The sequence below is a fragment of the Oricola sp. genome, assembly GCF_022763245.1.
GTDB lineage: Bacteria > Pseudomonadota > Alphaproteobacteria > Rhizobiales > Rhizobiaceae > Oricola.
The window spans coordinates 418,653-436,959 of sequence record NZ_JALEGV010000012.1 but is presented as its reverse complement, the minus strand read 5'-3'; the positions used below and the strand labels follow the sequence as shown (position 1 = coordinate 436,959).

Annotated in this window: 12 protein-coding genes and 1 pseudogene; 3 read left to right on the top strand and 10 right to left on the bottom strand. The window is 66.9% G+C overall.

The window, feature by feature from the left end:
* Positions 1-41 precede the first annotated feature (41 nt).
* Both MRY80_RS06355 and MRY80_RS06350 read right to left on the bottom strand, forming a co-directional pair.
* Entirely contained in the window at positions 42-2,915 is a 2,874-nt protein-coding gene (locus MRY80_RS06355) for a hypothetical protein (RefSeq protein WP_293289151.1), read from the bottom strand.
* A gap of 178 nt (positions 2,916-3,093) precedes the next feature.
* Positions 3,094-5,271, bottom strand: coding sequence for an esterase-like activity of phytase family protein (locus MRY80_RS06350; protein ID WP_293289149.1), 2,178 nt, complete (start codon positions 5,269-5,271; stop codon positions 3,094-3,096).
* Between the two features lie 238 nt (positions 5,272-5,509).
* On the opposite strand from MRY80_RS06350, the gene MRY80_RS06345 reads away from it, so the two are divergent.
* The 3 genes from MRY80_RS06345 (at position 5,510) to MRY80_RS06335 (ending at position 9,601) form a co-directional block, all read left to right on the top strand.
* Entirely contained in the window at positions 5,510-7,564 is a 2,055-nt protein-coding gene (locus MRY80_RS06345; protein WP_293289147.1) for an EAL domain-containing protein, read from the top strand.
* A gap of 227 nt (positions 7,565-7,791) precedes the next feature.
* Entirely contained in the window at positions 7,792-8,508 is a 717-nt protein-coding gene (locus MRY80_RS06340) for a DUF1013 domain-containing protein (protein ID WP_293289146.1), read from the top strand.
* Positions 8,509-8,653: 145 nt separating this feature from the next.
* Complete coding sequence (locus MRY80_RS06335) at positions 8,654-9,601, top strand: hypothetical protein (RefSeq protein WP_293289144.1); 948 nt, start codon at positions 8,654-8,656, stop codon at positions 9,599-9,601.
* Positions 9,602-9,618: 17 nt separating this feature from the next.
* On the opposite strand, the gene MRY80_RS06330 is transcribed toward MRY80_RS06335, so the two are convergent.
* From MRY80_RS06330 to MRY80_RS06295, 8 genes and pseudogenes are all read right to left on the bottom strand, one after another.
* Positions 9,619-10,344, bottom strand: a complete 726-nt coding sequence (locus tag MRY80_RS06330; protein WP_293289142.1) for a YafY family protein — start codon at positions 10,342-10,344, stop codon at positions 9,619-9,621.
* Positions 10,345-10,348: 4 nt separating this feature from the next.
* Positions 10,349-10,723, bottom strand: coding sequence for a VOC family protein (locus MRY80_RS06325; protein ID WP_293289140.1), 375 nt, complete (start codon positions 10,721-10,723; stop codon positions 10,349-10,351).
* Between the two features lie 88 nt (positions 10,724-10,811).
* Entirely contained in the window at positions 10,812-11,603 is a 792-nt protein-coding gene (locus MRY80_RS06320) for an SDR family NAD(P)-dependent oxidoreductase (RefSeq protein ID WP_293289138.1), read from the bottom strand.
* 95 nt (positions 11,604-11,698) lie between these two features.
* Positions 11,699-12,703, bottom strand: coding sequence for a sensor domain-containing diguanylate cyclase (locus tag MRY80_RS06315; protein ID WP_293289136.1), 1,005 nt, complete (start codon positions 12,701-12,703; stop codon positions 11,699-11,701).
* Between the two features lie 236 nt (positions 12,704-12,939).
* Positions 12,940-14,880, bottom strand: a complete 1,941-nt coding sequence (locus tag MRY80_RS06310; protein WP_293289134.1) for a propionyl-CoA synthetase — start codon at positions 14,878-14,880, stop codon at positions 12,940-12,942.
* Positions 14,881-15,242: 362 nt separating this feature from the next.
* A pseudogene (locus MRY80_RS06305) lies at positions 15,243-15,848 on the bottom strand (SGNH/GDSL hydrolase family protein); the annotation flags it as partial.
* Positions 15,849-16,053: 205 nt separating this feature from the next.
* Entirely contained in the window at positions 16,054-16,929 is an 876-nt protein-coding gene (locus tag MRY80_RS06300; RefSeq protein WP_293289132.1) for an ATP-grasp fold amidoligase family protein, read from the bottom strand.
* 330 nt (positions 16,930-17,259) lie between these two features.
* Positions 17,260-18,153, bottom strand: coding sequence for a fructose bisphosphate aldolase (locus tag MRY80_RS06295; protein WP_293289130.1), 894 nt, complete (start codon positions 18,151-18,153; stop codon positions 17,260-17,262).
* Positions 18,154-18,307 lie beyond the last annotated feature (154 nt).

The following is an 18,307-nucleotide window of genomic DNA, read 5'->3' as shown; positions in this document are numbered from 1 at the left end:
GCTGAGCGCGCCCCGGCTTTTTCATGCGTTCCGTCTGTCCCTCAGGGCGCGCCGTCGCTGCCGTCGGTTCCGCTCGTGCCGGCGCCCGCCTCGACCGGGGTGTCGACGTAGTCGTAGCTGACGACGCCGGTGAGGTTGATCCGCTCGAAGGTCTCGCCGCTCAGGCCGGGGCCGCCGGTGCCGGCGGTTCCGTCATCGCTGCTGTCGCCGCCATCCCCGCCATTGCCGGTCATCGACGCCGTGACGGACGTGTCTTCCAGCGACGCCGTGGACGCGCCCGCCAGGTCGATGCCGTGCAGCAGGGTGTTGCCGACGCCGACGCCGCCATTTCCGCCGATGCCGCCATCGGAATAGCGCGCCGTGGCATTGCCGCCGTTTCCGCCGGTTCCCGTCAGGGAGGCGGTGACCGACGTTCCGACCAGGGTCGTGTCGGAAGAGCCGCTGAGGTCGATACCGTAGAAACGGCTGTCGAAAACGCCGGCCGCCGCGTCGCCGCCGGTGCCTGCCGGATCGCCGTAACCGTTGCCGCTGCCCGCGGTTCCGCCGGTTCCGGTCATGCTGGCGGCCATCGTCGTGTCGGTCAGCCAGACGGATGACGCGTCCGCGAGCCGCAGGCCGTAGAGCCAGCCGCCGGAGATGCCGAAGCCGCTGTCGCCTCCGTCGCCGCCGCCCGCTTCGCCGTCATTGACGCCGTAATTGGCATTGCCGCCATTGCGGCCCGTTCCGGTCATGGTGGTGGTGATGTCGGTGCCGGTCATCCGGATGTCGAAGGCGGAGGCGGCGTCGATGCCGGCGACGGACGCGTCGTGGACACCCGACCCGCCGGTTCCACCGGCTCCGCCCGTGCCGGCCTCGCCCGGACAGTTGCATTCGCCGTCATATTCCCCGCCGGAGCCGCCGCCGGCTCCGCCATTGGCGCCGCCGCCATTGCCGCCAGTGCCGGCCAGGCTCGCATTCACCGTGACATTCTCGAATTCGACGTCGCTCGCACCGGCGAGGTCGATCCCGCGAACGCTGGTCTCGCCGGCGACGCCGTCCCCGGCCGTGCCGCCGGTGCCTCCGGTTCCGCCATCGCCGCCGTAGCCGCCACGGTCGCCGCTGCCGCCGCTGCCGCCCGAGCCGCCCGTGGCGCTGCCGCCATTGCCGCCGGTGCCCGTCATGCCGGCGGTGACAACCGTGTCGGCGACGCGAACATTGTCCGCGCCACTCAGGTCGAGCGCGGCGAGCGTGCTTGCATGGACGCCGTCGCCGCCGTCGCCTCCGGTGCCGCCGTTTCCGCCCCAGCCGCCCGGGAGGCCCTGGGAATCTTCGTCGTCATATTCGTAACCGCCATCGCCGCCCGCTCCGCCGGTCGCGCTTCCGCCGGCGCCGCCGGCGCCCGTCATGGTGGCGTCGATGGTGACGTCTTCGATCAGGACGTCCGACGCGCCGGCCAGATTGATGCCGAAGACCTCGCTCTCGCTGACGCCGGCGGTTCCCCCGCCACCCGTTCCGCCGTCGCCGCCGTCTTCGGCGTTCACATCGAGGCCGCCATCGGTACCCGTCACGCCGTTGTCGCTGGCGCCTGCCGTGCCGGTGCCTTCCATGTTGACCGTCACGCCGATGTCGAGAAGGGCGATGACGTCCAGCCCCGAGCCGTCGATGCCGCCAAGCGTGACGCCGTCGACGGTGCCGTCGGTCTTGACGAGTTCGGACCTGACATCGATGCCGGCAACGGTGTTGTAGCCGCCGAGCGAGAGTGCGTAGCCGGAACCGGCGCCGTTGACGAGCGTCGGGCGCAGGCCGGGGGCGGTGACCATGCCCGTCGTGCCGGATTCCACGCCATAGACGGCGAGCGTGCTGCCGCCGCCGAGCAGGGTCTGCGCCTCGGCCAGCGTCTGGCCGCCGGTCACGTCGCCCTGCGACCCGTCGAGAATGATCAGCGTGTTGGCGCCCTCGTCGATGCCGGACTGGAAGGAACCGGCGTCATCGGCATAGGCGACGCGGTCGAAGCGCACGTCGGAATAGGCGTCGGCCACCAGTTCCTCCTCGGACTGGCCGATGACGATGTCCGTGTCGCGTTCCAGCGGATCCGTCATGCGCCATTGCTGCACGCTCATGGAGCGCGCGGCGCGCGGCGCGGCGCCAAGCGGGATGCGCAGCCTCGCGCCGACCGTGTGCCGGTCTCCGCGGACGTCGTCGCTGGTGTATTCGTAGCGCGCGACGAGGCTGGAGCCGTCGCCGGCGACGTCGTTAAAGGCCAGTTCGACGCGCGCCTTGCCGCCGGTGACGGCTTCGAAGGCGTCGTCGTGGTCGAACCAGTAGCCGCCGCCATAGATGGCGAGGTGGCCGGCATTGTCGTCGCCGAAATTCAGCCGGACGCCCGCCTCGGCATCGACGCCGTGAAGCGCGACTTCCTCGCCGCCGATCATGAAGATGTTGCTGTCGGTCAGGAAGACCTCGGCGTCGCCGGCAGAGGCGGTCTTGGGCCCGGTGACGGGCAGGTAGCCGTTCAAGCGGAAATCGAAATTGTCGGAAAGCGCTTCCAGGCCGCCCGACACCTGGCCGAACACGTTGTCATTGGCCGTGCGGCGCACGTCGAGCCCGCCCCAGACGCCGAGATTGAAGCCGGACCCGGTCATCTGGCGGAAGCCGACCGCGGCGTTGCCCTCCAGGATCTCGCCTTCGAACAACTTGCCGCGGATGTCGGTAAAGAAGAGGCTGTCGTCGGTCTGGTGGAGGGGCGCAAACAGCACCAGTTCCCCGTAGCTCGACCCTTCCGACCCGTAATAGCCGCCGAGCGCGGTCCAGCCGGACCAGCCTTGCGCGGCCTCGTCCGCAACGGCGGATGTCGATGCGAGAGCGGGGACGAGGAAGGTGGTGCTGAGGAGAAATGACGCGGCGGTGCGGACTGTCTTGGAAGGCAGGAAATTCATAAGGCAATGGAGCTTCTGAAAAGGACTCTGATCTGACGCAAGGTCACACCCTAGAGTTTCAGACACGGTGCCGCAAGGGCAGGCCCGGCCGGCCCGGCCGTCGCTCCAGGCCTCGACACGAAAAAGCCGGGGCGCTGGTCGCGCCCCGGCTCTCGGTTTTCGCCTTGGGAGGCTGAACTTACATGGCGCCGAGGCGCAGGAAGAGCGTCTCGCCGTTCGAGTCGTCGATGCCGTCATTGTCGGTGACCGCGAAGCCGTTGCCGGCGGCGTCGATGGCGAAGCCCTCGATCTTGTCGACGACATAGCCGCCGGTCGAGGTCAGGTCCGGGATGAAGTCGTGGACTTCTTCCTTCGTCACCAGCGGCAGCTCGCCGCCGAGCGCAGCCGGCTGCAGCTCGGAGACGGGCACGCGGAAGAGCTTCTTCAGCTTGGCCGCGGCGCCGATCTGGTTGTCGCGCTCGACGATGTAGACATAGTCGCCATGGGCGGTGATTTCCGACAGGCCGACCCAGCCGGCGCCCTTCGGCTCCAGCGGGTAACGCACGGCGCCCCATTCCTTGGTGTCGGTGTTGTAGGCGACGAGCTTGACCTGACCGGCCTCGTCATCGGCCCATTCGCGCTGGATGGCGATCCAGAGCGTGTCGCCGATGCGAGTGACGCCTTCCGAGCCGAAGCGCTTCTCGACGGCCAGCAGTTCCGGCGGGAACGCGACCTGGGTCTTGATCTCGCCCTTGGCGTTGACGTTGTAGAGGGCGTGCGGGATCAGTCGGTCGGTGCGGCCCTCCGAAGCGAGCCAGAAGCCGCCCTTGCCGTCGGTCGTGATGCCTTCCTGGTCCATCAGCTGCGCAGCCGCGCCGCCACGGGTGACGCGGGTCGCCGCCGTGATTTTCGCAGGCGTCTGATTGGCGTCGATGGTGAAGATGGTCGGCTGCATCGCGTAGAAGGAGTCGTTGACACCGTAGAGGATGCCGGCCTGCTCCTCGTCGGCGACGAGGCCGGACATGGCGCCCCAGCCGAGCGGCACGTCGCCGTCCATGCCGGAGACCAGCATCGGGTACTGGGCTTCGCCTTCTTCATAGGAATAGATCGTGACGTGCGAGCGGACGCCGCCGTCGTCGATCAGGTCGGCTTCGTTGGCGACGGCGAGCAGGTTGCGGCCCGGAATGGCGACCGCGCCTTCAGGCGCCAGCGCCGTCGGCAGGATCTGCTTGAATTCCGGCGCCGCGCCGGTGTCCTCGTAGACGCCGACCACGGAGCCGCGCTCGGACAGGAGGAAGATGAAGGTCTTGTCGCCGAAGGTGCCGACTTCCATGCCTTCCGGCTCGGCGCCCTTGTTGCCGGAGCGCTTCTCCGGATAGTGGCCGGCCATGGCGACTTCGTATTCAAAGGACAGGCCGCTGTCGTAGAGGACTTCGCCAGCCTTGGAGAAGATGGTGAAGCCGCGCGAACCGCCGTTCCAGTCGCCTTCATTGGCGATGACGAGGCGGTCGTTGTCGAGCCACTGGACGGCGTCCGGCTCACGCGGGACGGAGGTCAGCGTGCCGTCGAAGGTGAGCGCGCCTTCTTCCTCGGTGTCGACATTGTCGAGATCGACGGAGCCGGCGGAGAAATGCGACACCACTTCGCCGGTCTTGGCGTCGATGATGGCGATGTAGTTGTTTTCCTGAAGCGTCAGGGCGATCTCGCCGGCTTCGTTGAAATCGACGAATTCGGGCTCCGGATCTTCGCCGGCGACATCGGCGAGGCCGGTCATGTCGACGAACTTCGTGGTGCCGCAATCCAGCGCGCCGTCGGCGGCGCCGATGATGGCGAGCGTGCCGGCCGGCATCTGCGGCAGGCCGCCGTCACCGAGGTCCTCGTCGCGCTCGTTCTCGATGGCGACGGCGACGAGTGCGCCGTCCTTCGACAGGGCGACGGAATCGGGCTGGCCCTTCAGGTCGCAGCTCTGTTCGATCTCGCCCGTTTCCAGGTTGACCGACAGCAGCGCGCCGGACGGCTCGGTGTAGCTTTCGGAGGTGTTGAGGCCGACGAAGGCGTGGCCGGACTGGATGACGAGGGAGGTCGGCTCACCGTCGAGCTTGACGTAGCCGCCGGGGGCCGGGTTGGCCGGGTCGGAGATGTCGATCATGCCGATGCCGCCGAAGGGGCTGTCGGAATAGACCAGCGTCATGCCGTCTTCGGTGACGTAGATGATCTCCGAAGAGGTCTCGGTCGCCGGATCGACGTCGGCCGGAAGGTTGGTGTTGACGGGGAAGGACGCGACACGGTTGAAGACCGGTTCGGCCGAAGCGGCGCCTGCGGAAAACAGCACGGCAAGCGCGGTTCCCGTGGCCAGCAGTCTGGTTTGTCTGGGCATGTTCAGTTCCCTCGATTGTCTGGAATCTGCAAAGCGGGGCCTGGAATCGGCCCGGCAGTCGACGCGAGACTTCTTTGCGAGGCACATGACAGCGCCATGACAAAGCTGCGAAGAAATGATGACGCCCGGGCACAGGGGCTCCCCCGTTCACGGTTCGGAAACCATGCCGACAGGCAGGGCCGCCTCGGCAACATTTTGTAACTCCTCCCCTGATAACGTTAGGGAAGGAGTGCGCGCGATGGCGACAGACTGGCATGCGAGGGAGATCGGGACCGCCGGCGGCGGTGACGATCGCGTCATGCCGCGGCGGTCGCGTCCGGCGCGGCCGGGCGAAGGTGACACGCACGCCGCGTCGCGGGGGACGCCTTCCGTGGCGGACGGGCTTCGCCAGTGGGTGTGGCGTCTGATCTCCGGCGATTGCGAGCTGGTCGATGCCGCGGAGTTCGACCGGCGCCTCGTCGCTTCCTACCAGGTGATGCTCCAGATCACCCTGATGGCGGCGACGGTCTATTACCTCGTCAAGTCTGTCACCTATTACCTCGTCGACGGCCTGACGGGTTTTCTCCTTCTCGGCAGCATTTCGCTGATCATCGCTGCGGCGTGCGCGGCGGTCGCGCGGGAACTGTCGAAGCGTGCGATCGGGCGGCGCGAACTGGAACTGCGCGGGCTGGCGATGTTCCTGATGATCTATCTCGCGCTGGTCGCCCACCAGCTCTACCATTTCCACGCGGTGAAGCTGATCCTGTTCATGCTGTTGGCGCTGGCCGTCGCGACCGCGAGCATCAGCCATGCGGTGACCCTCTTCTCCTTCGCCACATGCACGGCGACGGTGCTGTTCTTCGCCGGACAGGCGGGCGGCGATGTCCGCACCCAATACGCTTTCGTCGCTTTCGCGGCGGCCGTGGTCGGGTTCTGCCTGACGGCGATGACGCGCCATTCCATCAGCCGGGAAATCAGCGCCAGCCTGGTCTCCGACTGGTTGCGCGCCGAGGCCGAATACCTGGCCGATCACGACATGCTGACCGGCCTGCCGAACCGCCGCCAGTTCTTCCGCAGGCTGAACGCGATGCTGGCGGACCGCGACAGCGCGGACGCGCCCATCGGCCTGGCGATCATCGACCTCGACAGGTTCAAGGACGTCAACGACACGCATGGCCACCTGTTCGGCGACGAGGTCCTGGTCCAGATCGGCCAGCGGCTTGCCCAGGCGTGCGACGCGACCTGTTTCGTCGCCCGTGTCGGCGGGGACGAGTTCGCCGTGATCGTCTGCGAGGCCGGCGACCCGGCGTCCCTGGTGCATTGCGGCCAGCGCATCTGCGCCGAGATCGAACAACCCGTCAGGGTGCGCGGCTACGACCTGCAGGTGTCGGCGTCCGTCGGCATGGCGCTTGAAGAGACTGCGGGGAGCGCGACGGAACTGCTCGGCCGCGCGGACTACGCCTTGTCGCGGGCCAAGGACCAAGAGGCCGGCATCGCCGTGTTCGACGCCGAGATGGCGGCCGAGCGGAGCACTGTCAGCGCGATCGAGCAGAAGCTGCGCCACTGCGACTTCGACGCGGAGATCCATTTCCTCTACCAGCCGCAGACCGACGTGCTGACCGGCGAGACGCGGGGCTTCGAGGCGCTGGCGCGCTGGGACAGCGCCGAGTTCGGGCCGGTGCGGCCGGAGGTCTTCATCACCATCGCCGAGCGCATCGGCACGATCTCGAAACTGACGGAATCGCTGCTGCGGCGGTCGCTGGAGGCGGCGCGCGCCTGGCCTGAGCCGCTGAAACTCTCCTGCAACCTCTCCATCCGCGATCTCGAGTCGCCGGCCGCGGTCGACGCCATCTGCCGCATCGTGACCGAAAGCGGATTTCCGCCGGAGCGCATCGAGTTCGAGGTCACCGAGACGCTCGTCATGCGCGACTACGAGGCGGCCCGCCAGGCCCTGGCGCGGCTGTCGGCGCTGGGCGCGCATGTCGCGCTCGACGATTTCGGCGTCGGCTACGCCAATTTCGGCCATATCGACCAGTTGCACATCAACACGGTCAAGATCGACCGGAGTTTCGTCGCGCGGCTGAAGGACAGCGCCCGCACCGCGAGGGTCATCAAGACGATGATCGACATGTGCGCGACGCTGGAACTGGAATGCGTGGTGGAAGGCGCCGAGACCGCCGAGGAACTGGAGACGTTGCGTGCGCTGGGCGCGCGCAACGTGCAGGGCTTCTTCTATGGCGAACCGATGGCGGCCGGCGAGATACCGGCATTCCTGGCGCGCGGCACCATGCGGCGGATGGCCGACGTCGGTTGAGGCGCTTTTCGCCGTTGCCCCTCTGCAGAATCGGAACGAGCCTCCGGCTTCCTGTCGCATAGACGGTTTCGGCCCGGGGCGGCGCCGCTGCGGCGCGGCCAATCGTCTTGGCCGCCTTTGTTGCGAAGCGCGGCGAGTTGAGCTATGAGACGGCTATTCTTCCGGAAAATCAGTGGTTCGACACCACGCCCGCGGCACCGGCGCGGACGAACAGGAAAGGTTTATCAATGGCCAACACGCTTCTGATGCCCAAGGCGACCGCCGTCTGGCTGGTCGACAACACCGCGCTGAGCTTCGACCAGATCGCCAAGTTCTGCAAACTGCACCCGCTCGAGGTGAAGGCGATCGCGGACGGCGAGTCGGCGCAGGGCATCAAGGGCCTGGACCCGATCAACACCGGCCAGCTGAGCCGCGAGGAAATCGCGCGCGCCGAAGCCGATTCGAACTACCAGCTGAAGCTGGCCGCTGCGAAATACACCGTGCCGGAACTGCGCAAGAAGGGCCCGCGCTACACGCCGGTCTCCAAGCGGCAGGACCGTCCGAACGCGATCCTGTGGCTGGTGCGCAACCATCCGGAGCTGAAGGACGCGCAGATCTCGCGCCTCGTCGGCACGACCAAGAACACGATCGAGCAGATCCGCAACCGCACCCACTGGAACTCGGCCAACCTGCAGCCGGTCGATCCGGTGGCGCTCGGCCTTTGCTCGCAGATCGACCTCGATTTCGAGGTGCAGAAGGCCGCCAAACTGCGTCCGCCGGAGCCCGAGGGCCAGGGCGAGAGCCTGCTGCCGGCGTCCGAGACCGAGAACCTGCCGGTCGACGACATCCTGTCGCGCCCGCCGACCCCGAAGGAAGAGGAAGAACTGGACGCCGACGCGGTCTTCGCACGGCTCTCCTCGCTGAAGGGCTCGCAGAGCGACGAGGACGAGGACGACGAGCAGTAAGACGCTTCCGTCAGCGACGCACAGACACGAAGGCTCGCTCTTGGCGGGCCTTTTTCGTTGAAGGGTTGCCGCGTCCCGACCTCGCTCGCGCCGCAATCGTCGGCGACACTCGGATCGACGATCACGGAGCGGATGGGGTGTCTGGATGCTGCGAGGGTTCGGGACCTTGGCCGGGCTTGTGCTGGCGCTTTGCGGGAAGAGCGCCGTTGTCGCCGCGGCGACCGCCAGCATTGCGATCGGCGACCTGACGTTCAACCATGACACGGGATTCTGGCGCATCGAGCGATCGGGCGACGGTCTCGTCGCGACCTGCGTGCAGCCCGACTGCGGGGGCGCCGTCATCGACATCAGCCGGCACGAGGGCGAGGAGGCCTGCACCAAGGAGGCGATGTCGGCGGAGGTGGACCGGCTGTTTCCCGATGCCGGGCGGGCCTATGCGAATGTCGTCCGCGCCGGCCGGTTTGCGCTGGTCCTCGCCCAACGGCATGCCGGCGACGCGCTGTCCTCGCCCGAATTCGCCATTGGCTGCGTCGCATGGCAGGGCAGCGAATATCGCTTCGCCATGCGTCCCGAGACGGTGGGAACGCAGTCCCGGGTCGGGAGCGCCCTGCACTACCTTGTCGGCACGGCGACCGCGCCCGACCCCGTCGTGGAGACGGTCCGGATCGGCGCGGCGGATTTCCGCGTCTCGACCGAAGTCTGGCGCATCTCGGTCGCACCCGACGGCGAAACCGTGCTTCTGGGCTGCCGGGCGCCGACCTGCCACGAGCCGATGCCGCTCGTGGCGCTGTCATCCCGGTCGCCGGCGCGGGCTTGTGCGACCGGGTTCGGCGGCATCGAGGAGAGGGGGCCGGAGGAAACGAGTTACAGCACACTGCCCGCGGAGGCGCCCGACGGCCTCGCATTCACGATCGCGAAAACCTATTTGGGCTGCCGCAACTACGTGCCGCCCGACGTGCAGGCCTGCGCCGTGCATGGCGACCGGTCGTACCATCTCTCGCTGGCGGGCCCGGCCGGCTGCCGCTCGTCGTCCTGGTCGGTTCCCGCCGAGGTCCTGGCCGAGTTGCTGCAGAGTGCCCGGATCGTGCGATAGGCGGACGCGGACGATGGTCAGGCCTCCGGCACACCGGCCGAGGCGCCGTTCGGGCCGTATTCGCCGCGGTCTTCCATCTGGCGGTAGAAATCGCGGATGGTCTTGCCGCGTTCGGGCCTGAAGGTTTCGTCCAGCGTCTCGACGGCGCGGACGCGCTCGACGCGGAACATGCGGAAATCCTCGCGCAGCAGGCACCAGCCGACGAACAGCCAGCGTCCGCCCCAGAACCACAGGCCGAGCGGGCGGATGGAGCGGCTGGTCGTCTGGCCGCCGGCGTCCACGTAATCGAAGCGAAGGAGGTTGCGGGTCTCGGCGGCGCGCTCGACGACGTCCAGCTTCTCGCGGTCCTCGTCGCTCATCAGGAAGGTGGGCGCGTGAATTTCGGTGGAATGGATGCGGGCGCGCTCGGTGGCGGGCAGCACCGCCTCGATCTTGATCAGCGCCTCTTCGGCGGCGCGGGCGAGCGTGGCGCCGCCCCAGGCCTTGACCAGCCGGGCGCCGGCGACGAGCGCCACGATCTCGTCGCGCGAGAACATCAGCGGCGGCAGGTCGAAGCCCTCTCGCATGATGTAGCCGACGCCGGCCTCGCCGTCGATCGGCACGCCGGTCGACTGCAGGTCGGCGATGTCGCGGTAGATCGTGCGCTCGGAGACCTCGAGCTTCTCGGCAAGCAGTTTGGCCGTGACGAGCCGGCCGCCGCGCAGATGCTGGACGATCTGAAAAAGGCGGTCGGCCCGTCGCATCGCGTCAGCCCGCCTTGAACAGGCCGATGGAATTGCCGTCGGGATCGGTCGCGTAGAAGAAGCTGCCGGCCGGGATGTCGATGACCGGCGAGACCACGGCGCCGCCGGCGGCCTTGACCCGGCCCATCACGCCGTCGAGCGCGTCCTCGACGGCGAGATGGATCGTGTTGCCGGTGCCGGCCTCGGCGGGCTTGCCGGGATAGAGATGGCCCGACACGCCCATGTCGGACATGCCGGAGAACATGACCATGGGGTTCGGACCCTCGTCGTTGCGGGTCATGGAGATGGACAGCACTTCCTCGTAGAAGCGCTTGGCGGCATCGAGATCGGCGACCGGGATCTCGAACCAGACGGCGGTGTTTTTCGGTTGGTCGGGCATGATGGAATTCCTTCGACAGGAGTGGATGACGCCCGCACTGTCTCACACCCCTCCTGACACCATTCTGTCAGGAGGTCCGCCGGCCCTCCTACTCCTCTTCGGGCACCGGCACGGTGTAGTTCAGCGCCAGCCGTCCGCCGTCGGCGTAGATCGTCTGGCCGGTGACGTAGCCGGCGTCGTCCGAGGCGAGGAACGAGACCACGGAGGCGATCTCGGCGGTCTCGCCGATGCGCAGCAGCGGGGTGCGCGACAGGATGCGGTTGCGCGCTTCCGGATCGTCGTTCACCGAGGACAGCATCTCGGTCATGATCGAGCCGGGGCCGACCGCGTTGACGCGGATGCCGTAGGGCGCCAGCGACATGGCCATGACCTTGGTGAGCTGGTTCACGCCGCCCTTGGAAACGCAATAGGGCACCTGGTTGGGGATGGCGACCGCGCCGTTGATCGACGACATGTTGACGATCGAGCCCGCCGCGCCGCCGTTCTTGACCTTGTCGACCATCAGCCGGGCGGCGGCCTGGCCGCACAGGAACTGGCCCTTGAGGTTGACGCGCATCACCCGGTCGAAATCCTCTTCCTCGATGTCGAGGAAGTCGGCGCCGTGGACGATGCCGGCATTGTTGACGAGGATGTCGATGTCGCCGAAGACGTCGAGGGTCGACGCGATGAGGTTGTGCACGCTCAGCCGGTCGCCGACATCGGCGCCGATGAAGCGCACCTCGCCCAGAGCGGCGAGATCCGCCTCGGCGGCCTGGCCGCGCTTTTCGTCGATGTCAGCGAGGGCGACGCGCACGCCGTCGCTCAGAAGCCGCTTGGCGATCGCGTATCCGATGCCCTGCGCGCCGCCGGTGACGATCGCGATCTTTCCGTCGAGTGCCATATGTTGCTCTCCTTGAGATTGTCTGCGGAGAGCTAGGCCCCGCGCGACGGAGCGTCAACCCGTCACTCTGTCGGCGGCTGAAAAGCGAGCGGCGGTCAGGCCGCGTCGGTTGCGCGCGGCAGATCGTCGAAGTCCACGATCTGGTTCCGACCGCCATGCTTGGCCAGGTAGAGGGCCTTGTCCGCCCGGTCGATCAGGATGTCGAGCGTGTCGGCACCGCTCGTCCGATTGGCGATGCCGCCGCTCATGGTGCAAGCGATCCGGGTTCCGACGTCGATCGACAGGTTCCCGAAGGTCGCGCGCAGGCGGTCTGCCAGCTGGATGGCGCTGTCCGGCTCGGTCTCGGGCAGGAGAAGGGCGAACTCCTCGCCGCCCAGCCGGCCCAGCATGTCGGATTGGCGGATGGCCGAGGAGCAGACCTCGGCGAATGTGCGGATGACGACGTCACCGGCCGGATGGCCGTATCGGTCGTTGACCGCCTTGAAGCGGTCGATGTCGAACAGGGCCAGCGCCAGCGGCCGCTCGTATCGGCGCGCGCGATCGACCTCCTTGCCGGCCACTTCCAGCCAGGCGCGCCGTGTCATGGTTCCCGTCAGCACGTCGCTGCACGCGATCTGGCGCAGCTCGAGTTCATCGATCACGATCTTCGAGAAATTGTCCAGGATCGAGATCTCGCGTTCGGAGAAAGCGCGCGGCTGGCTGTCCATGATGCACAGCGACCCGACATTGTAGCCGTCGGGCATGCGCAGAGGGATGCCGACATAGCTGCGAACGAAGGGATCGCCGGTCACGCTCGGCAGCTCGCTGAAGCGGTCGTCGGCCAGCGTGTCCTGGACGACGAAGGGAACGTTTTGCTGGATGGTATGCGTGCAGATGGAATGCCGGCGCTCCGTCTGCGGGGACACCAGGCCGGAGCGGGCCTTGAACCATTGGCGCTGCCGGTCGATCAGCGAGATCGCGCACATCGGCACCTGAAGCACTTGCCGGATGAGGCCGACAATCTTCTCGAACTCGGGCTCTTCGGGGGTGTCGAGGGCCTGAAGCCGCTCCAGCGCCCGGATGCGGCCCTCCTCGTCGTCTGGTCTGGCGTCGGCAAACATCGGCGTCCCTTCACACGGTCGCTGTTGGCCTGGCTGTTCGATTTCCTTGCAACGAACAGTGGCCGACGCGCAGACAGGACCCCGCGATCCGGGAGGTTTCGGGCAAGCGCGCCTGAAGTCTCTCCGAATTGCTTGTCAGAACACGGTTGCGTTCCGGTTAAGATTTCGAAAATTTCACCCTAGGTGAATTCGCAGGCGGGGCGCACCGTGAAGGGGGCGCGCCGCCGTCATGCGTGTCAGGCGGCCGCGGCCTGGCCGACGCCGCGTTCCTTCAGCACCGCGCCGATCTCGTCGAGGATCGCGGGATCGTCGATGGTGGCGGGCATCTTCCAGTCCTCGCCGTCGGCGATCTTCTGCATGGTGCCGCGCAGGATCTTGCCGGAGCGCGTCTTGGGCAGGCGGGCGACGGTGAGCGCGATCTTGAAGGCGGCGACAGGGCCGATCTCGTCGCGCACCAGCTTGACGACCTCGCGCTCGATCTCCTCGGCCGGGCGCGAGACGCCGGAATTGAGCACCATGAAGCCGGCCGGCAACTGGCCCTTCAGCTGGTCGGCGATGCCGATGACCGCGCATTCGGCGACGTCGGGATGGCCGGCGATGACTTCTTCCATCGCGCCGGTGGAGAGGCGGTGGCCGGCGACGTTGATGATGTCGTCGGTGCGCGCCATGATGAAGAGGTAGCCCTCGTCGTCCATGTAGCCGGCGTCCGACGTCTTGTAGTAGCCGGGGAACTCGTCGAGATAGGCGGCGCGGAAGCGCTCGTCGGCGTTCCACAGCGTCGGCAGGCAGGAGGGTGGCAGCGGCAGCTTGACCACGATGTTGCCCAGCGTTCCCGCCGGAACCGGGTGGCCGGCGTCGTCGATGACCTGTACGTCATAGCCGGGCATGGCGACGGTGGGCGAGCCGATCTTGACCGGCAATTCGCCGAGGCCGAGCGGGTTTCCGGCGATCGCCCAGCCGGTCTCTGTCTGCCACCAGTGGTCGATGACCGGAACCTTCAGCTTTTCCTGCGCCCATCTGATCGTGTCCGGATCGGCGCGCTCGCCGGCCAGGAACAGCGAGCGCAGGCTCGACATGTCGTAATCAGGGATCAGGCTGCCCGTCGGGTCTTCCTTCTTGATCGCGCGGAAGGCGGTCGGGGCCGTGAAGAGCGACGAGACGCCGTGTTCCTGGATGACGCGCCAGAAGGTGCCGGCGTCGGGCGTGCCGACGGGCTTGCCCTCGAAGACGATGGTCGTCGCGCCCAGGATCAGCGGCGCATAGGCGATGTAGGAATGGCCGACGACCCAGCCGACGTCGGAGGCGGCCCAGAAGATCTCGCCTGGCCGGATGTCGTAGAGCGCCTCCATGGAGAAGCGCAGCGCGACCATGTGGCCGCCATTGTCGCGCACCACGCCCTTGGGCTGGCCGGTCGTGCCGGAGGTGTAGAGGATGTAGAGCGGGTCGGTCGCCGCGACGGCCACGCAGGGCACCTTGGTGCCGGCTTCCATATGCGCCCAGACGGCGGCGGCGTAATCCGTGTCGCGGCCCGGCTCCAGATCGTAGGGGTGCTCCTCGCGCTCCAGCACGAGGCAGTGTTCCGGCTTGATCTTCGCCTGCGCGATGGCGGCGTCGAGAAGCGGCTTGTAGGGCACCTGGCGCGACGGTTCGATGCCGCAGGAGGCGGCGACGACGACCTTGGGCTGGCAGTCGTCGATGCGGGTGGCGAGTTCATGCGCCGCAAAGCCGCCGAAGACGACGGAATGCACCGCGCCGAGGCGCGCGACGGCGAGCATGGCGAAGACGGCTTCCGGGATCATCGGCATGTAGATGAGGACGCGGTCGCCCTTCTCGACGCCGAGATCGCGCAGGACCGCGGCCAGCGCCTCGACTTCGCGCAGCGTCTCCGCATAGGTGAATTCGCGCTTCTTGCCGGTGATCGGGCTGTCGTAGATGATCGCCTTCTGGTCGCCCCGGCCGGCCTCGACATGGCGGTCGACGGCGTTGTGGCAGGTGTTGCACTCGGCGCCGGCGAACCAGCGGCCATAGACGCCCGCTTCGGCGTCGAAGACCTTGTCCCACGGCTTGAACCAGTCGAGGGCCTCGGCCTGCCTCGCCCAGAAGCCTTCCGGATCCTGTTTCCACTCGTCATAGACCGCGTGGTAGCGCGACGCCCCCGCATTGGCCGTGTTCGTCATGGCGTGACCCTCCTCCCGCATGCACCGCTGCCGTTCCGGATTGCCTCCGGAATGAGGTTTCTTCCTGCCAGAACGGATGCTATTCGTCCATTTGACTTAGGGCCAAATGCGGCGGATGCGCGCAGGCAGGCCTGAAACAGCGAGCGCGGGACCCCTTGGTCAAGATCCTTTCCATCTTCGTGGTGCTGGCGATGATCGTGCAGATCATCAAGCCGCTGGGGCTGCCCGGCCTAAGACGACGCGGCGACTTCTGGAAGCTGCCGCTGGCCGGCTTCCTCGCGATTGTGCTGATCAGCGCGCTGCAGCTTTAGCGGCGCAGGGCCGCCCGTTTCCGCCAGGAGATAGCCGACGAGATGCTCGGCCCAGCTTCGGTAGCCGGCCGGGCCGGCGTGGAAACCGTCGCGGGCGAATTCATGCGCGCCCTTGATCGGGACCGGATCGGCCATGACGGCGTTGCGCTCGCGGCACAGGCGCCTGCCCATCGCATTCAGCAATTCGGCGCGCATCTGCAGGATGCGGCCGAGGGTTTGCGGCAGAGCGGGAATGCGGGTCATGTCGGCGACCGGCGACCAGACGATGCGGGCCTGCGGATAGCGCGTGCGCACCGCGTAGAGCAGGGTGCCGAAATCGCGCTTGAAGCGGCTGACCACGTGGAAATTCTTCATGTCGTTGGTGCCGACGGCCAGAACGACATGCGTGAAGTCGCGCGCCTCGACATGCGGGACGACATGGTCGCGCAGATCGGCCGAGGTGGCGGAATTGGCGCCGGCGGACCGCCACGAGACCGGCCGGCCGGTGCGGTCGGCAAGCGCACGCGCCACATTGTAGGCGAGCGTGTCCTCCAGCCGGGTCATGCCGACGCCGGCAACCGAACTGTCGCCGGCGACGAGCAGGCGGATTTCCCGGCCCGCGCCCGCGAATTCGCCGGCATGGGGCAGGTCGGCCGGCAGCAAGCGCTCGATGCGCATGCGCACGGCGAGCCCCTGCCAGACATAGACGGGAAAAGCGATCCAGCTGTAGAGCGCCTTCGAAAGCATGCGTTCGACTGTCCTTGACCTTCAAATCGACGACGCCGCGGCCGGCGCCTCGTCCCTATTTAGAGACCTTGCCCGTCTCAGCAATATGACAGCCCTGTGACCGCGGGGCGAGGGCGCCCGCGGGCAAACGGCGCGATCAGCCGAACAGCATGGCGTTGACGGTGTCTTCGACGCCCGGATTGTCGAAGACGTAGCCGGCATTGTTGTGCAGGTTTGTCAGTTCGTTGAGGTAGATCCGGTCGCGGTGGCGCAGGATGTCGACGCGGATGAAGCTGAACCGCGCCGAGAGGCTCCGGGCGACATGCAGCATGTCGTCGAGCCGGTCCCGGGCGATGGGCGGTTCCGGGGCGTTGTCGCGATCGACGGCGCACAGGTCGAGATCCAGCCAGAAACGCCGGTCTTCGCCGTAGCGGTCGTGGAAATACCGCACCGCCTTGGGCTGCCCGTCGCGGCAGAAGATCTTGAACTCCTCCAGCGGTTCGCCGGACCCGATATAGGGTTCGACAATGATCTTCGGGCGCAGGTGCTTGTAATTGTACTCACGGCTGGAGCGGTAATAATTGTGCCGGAACCAGCTTCGCAGCGTCGAAAGGTCGATCGCTTCGCCGGCCTCGCGCAGGACGATGCGGCGGCTGGAATGGGTCGCCTTGATGACGCAGCTGTGCGGAAAGGCGTAGGCGTCGAGTTCCTCCGGCGACCTCAGCACGGCCTCGGTCGGGATGTTGTACTCGTCGCTGACGAGGGCTTTGACGAAGAGTTTGACGAACTCCTTGTCGGAGATGAAGGTTCTGAGCGGGTCCTTGATCTCGTCGGTCGTCTTCAGCCGGAACAGGTGGTTGTTCAGCGTCTCGCTCTGGCCGGGCAATCTGCCCTGGTAGGCGTAGAAATAGAGATACGCCAGGACGGTGTCGAAGGACCTTGTCTGGGGGAGGACGTATTTCAGGCCGTTGAAAGCGTTCTTGGTCGTCGCTCTCAGGATGCTTCTTTGCGGCATCTTCGTAACGCTCTTCATTGTTCCGCGCCCGACGGTCGCGGATGGGGATCATCGCAGTCGTTGCCACCGGGACCTGCGCGCAGCGTTTGGCGCGAAGGGTGGCGTCGCACCCTGGCGCATGAACGGTCGTCGGATTGGAGCCCGACATGACCTGACGCAAGGTGCAGTCCTTCCCCTACGTGGTTTGCGGCGTCTTATCCAGTCACTTGATGTTGTAGTGGGCGCTCGGGCGTGACCCGTTGCCTCCCAGCCGGCTGCGCCACGAAAAAGACCTCCGGACGGGCGGTCCGGAGGTCTTGCGGGCCGGGTGGCCCGTGGTTCGAAATGTCGAGGAACGCGCGATGCGCGTCAGCCGGCGCGGGAGGCCTCGAAGATGCTGTCGATGGCGTCGGCCAGCATGGCGTCGAATTCCGCGTCGCTCTGGCCGGCCGAGAGGCCTTCGCTGAGCGCGCGCGAGAAGCTCGCGATCATGCCGGTGTTCTGCGCCAGAAGCGCGTTCGCCTCGTCGCGCGAATAGCCGCCGGACAAGGCGACGACACGCATGACGCGCGGATCGTCGATCAGCGGCTTGTAGAGGTTCGGCTTGGTCGGCAGCGAGAGTTTCAGCATGACCTGCTTGCCGGCCGGCAGGGTGTCGAGATGCCTGGTGATCTCGGCCAGCAGGATCTCTTCGGCTTCCGCCTTGTCGGCAATCGAGATGGTGACTTCGGGCTCGATGATCGGCATCAGGCCGTGCGACAGGATCTGCTTGCCGACCTCGAACTGCTGATCGACGATCGCCGCGATGCCCTTCGGGTTGGCCGCGTCGATGACCGAACGCATCTTCGTGCCGAAGACGCCCTTGGCGACGGCGCGTTCGAGCAGGGCATCGAGATCCGGCATCGGCTTCATCAGCTTGACGCCGTCGGCGGCGTCGGCGAGGCCCTTGTCGACCTTCAGGAACGGCACGACGCCGCGCTTCTCCCAGAGATACTGGGCCGTCGGGATGCCGTCGATCTCGCGGTCCATGGTCTGTTCGAACAGGATGGCGCCCATCACCTTGTCACCGGTAAAGGCGGGCGACTTGATAATCCGCGCGCGCATCTGGTGGATGAGGTCGAACATCTCGTCCTCGGTCGACCAGGCGTCGTCCGACACGCCGTAGAGCTTCAGCGCCTTGGGGGTGGAGCCGCCCGACTGGTCGAGAGCCGCGATGAAACCGTCCTTGTTCGCAGCCTGTGCCGCCATTTCCGCTATTGTCATGTAGGTCTCCCGAATTTGATCTGGTCGGGATTAGCAAAGGGGCGCGCGGGAAGGAATATCACCGGCGGGCGATTGAACCGATTAAATATCTTAAATCGTTTGTATCCGGCGAAATGCCGCGGGCATTGGCGCATGACGGCCAATTCCGGGATTG

Excerpts from the sequence above, each read along its gene's own strand:
- MRY80_RS06295 (WP_293289130.1), bottom strand. The coding sequence starts at position 18,153 with ATGACAATAGCGGAAATGGCGGCACAGGCTGCGAACAAGGACGGTTTC.
- MRY80_RS06350 (WP_293289149.1), bottom strand. The coding sequence starts at position 5,271 with ATGCCCAGACAAACCAGACTGCTGGCCACGGGAACCGCGCTTGCCGTG.
- MRY80_RS06345 (WP_293289147.1), top strand. The coding sequence starts at position 5,510 with ATGGCGACAGACTGGCATGCGAGGGAGATCGGGACCGCCGGCGGCGGT.
- MRY80_RS06355 (WP_293289151.1), bottom strand. The coding sequence starts at position 2,915 with ATGAATTTCCTGCCTTCCAAGACAGTCCGCACCGCCGCGTCATTTCTC.
- MRY80_RS06330 (WP_293289142.1), bottom strand. The coding sequence starts at position 10,344 with ATGCGACGGGCCGACCGCCTTTTTCAGATCGTCCAGCATCTGCGCGGC.
- MRY80_RS06340 (WP_293289146.1), top strand. The coding sequence starts at position 7,792 with ATGGCCAACACGCTTCTGATGCCCAAGGCGACCGCCGTCTGGCTGGTC.
- MRY80_RS06315 (WP_293289136.1), bottom strand. The coding sequence starts at position 12,703 with ATGTTTGCCGACGCCAGACCAGACGACGAGGAGGGCCGCATCCGGGCG.
- MRY80_RS06325 (WP_293289140.1), bottom strand. The coding sequence starts at position 10,723 with ATGCCCGACCAACCGAAAAACACCGCCGTCTGGTTCGAGATCCCGGTC.
- MRY80_RS06320 (WP_293289138.1), bottom strand. The coding sequence starts at position 11,603 with ATGGCACTCGACGGAAAGATCGCGATCGTCACCGGCGGCGCGCAGGGC.
- MRY80_RS06335 (WP_293289144.1), top strand. The coding sequence starts at position 8,654 with ATGCTGCGAGGGTTCGGGACCTTGGCCGGGCTTGTGCTGGCGCTTTGC.
- MRY80_RS06300 (WP_293289132.1), bottom strand. The coding sequence starts at position 16,929 with ATGAAGAGCGTTACGAAGATGCCGCAAAGAAGCATCCTGAGAGCGACG.
- MRY80_RS06310 (WP_293289134.1), bottom strand. The coding sequence starts at position 14,880 with ATGACGAACACGGCCAATGCGGGGGCGTCGCGCTACCACGCGGTCTAT.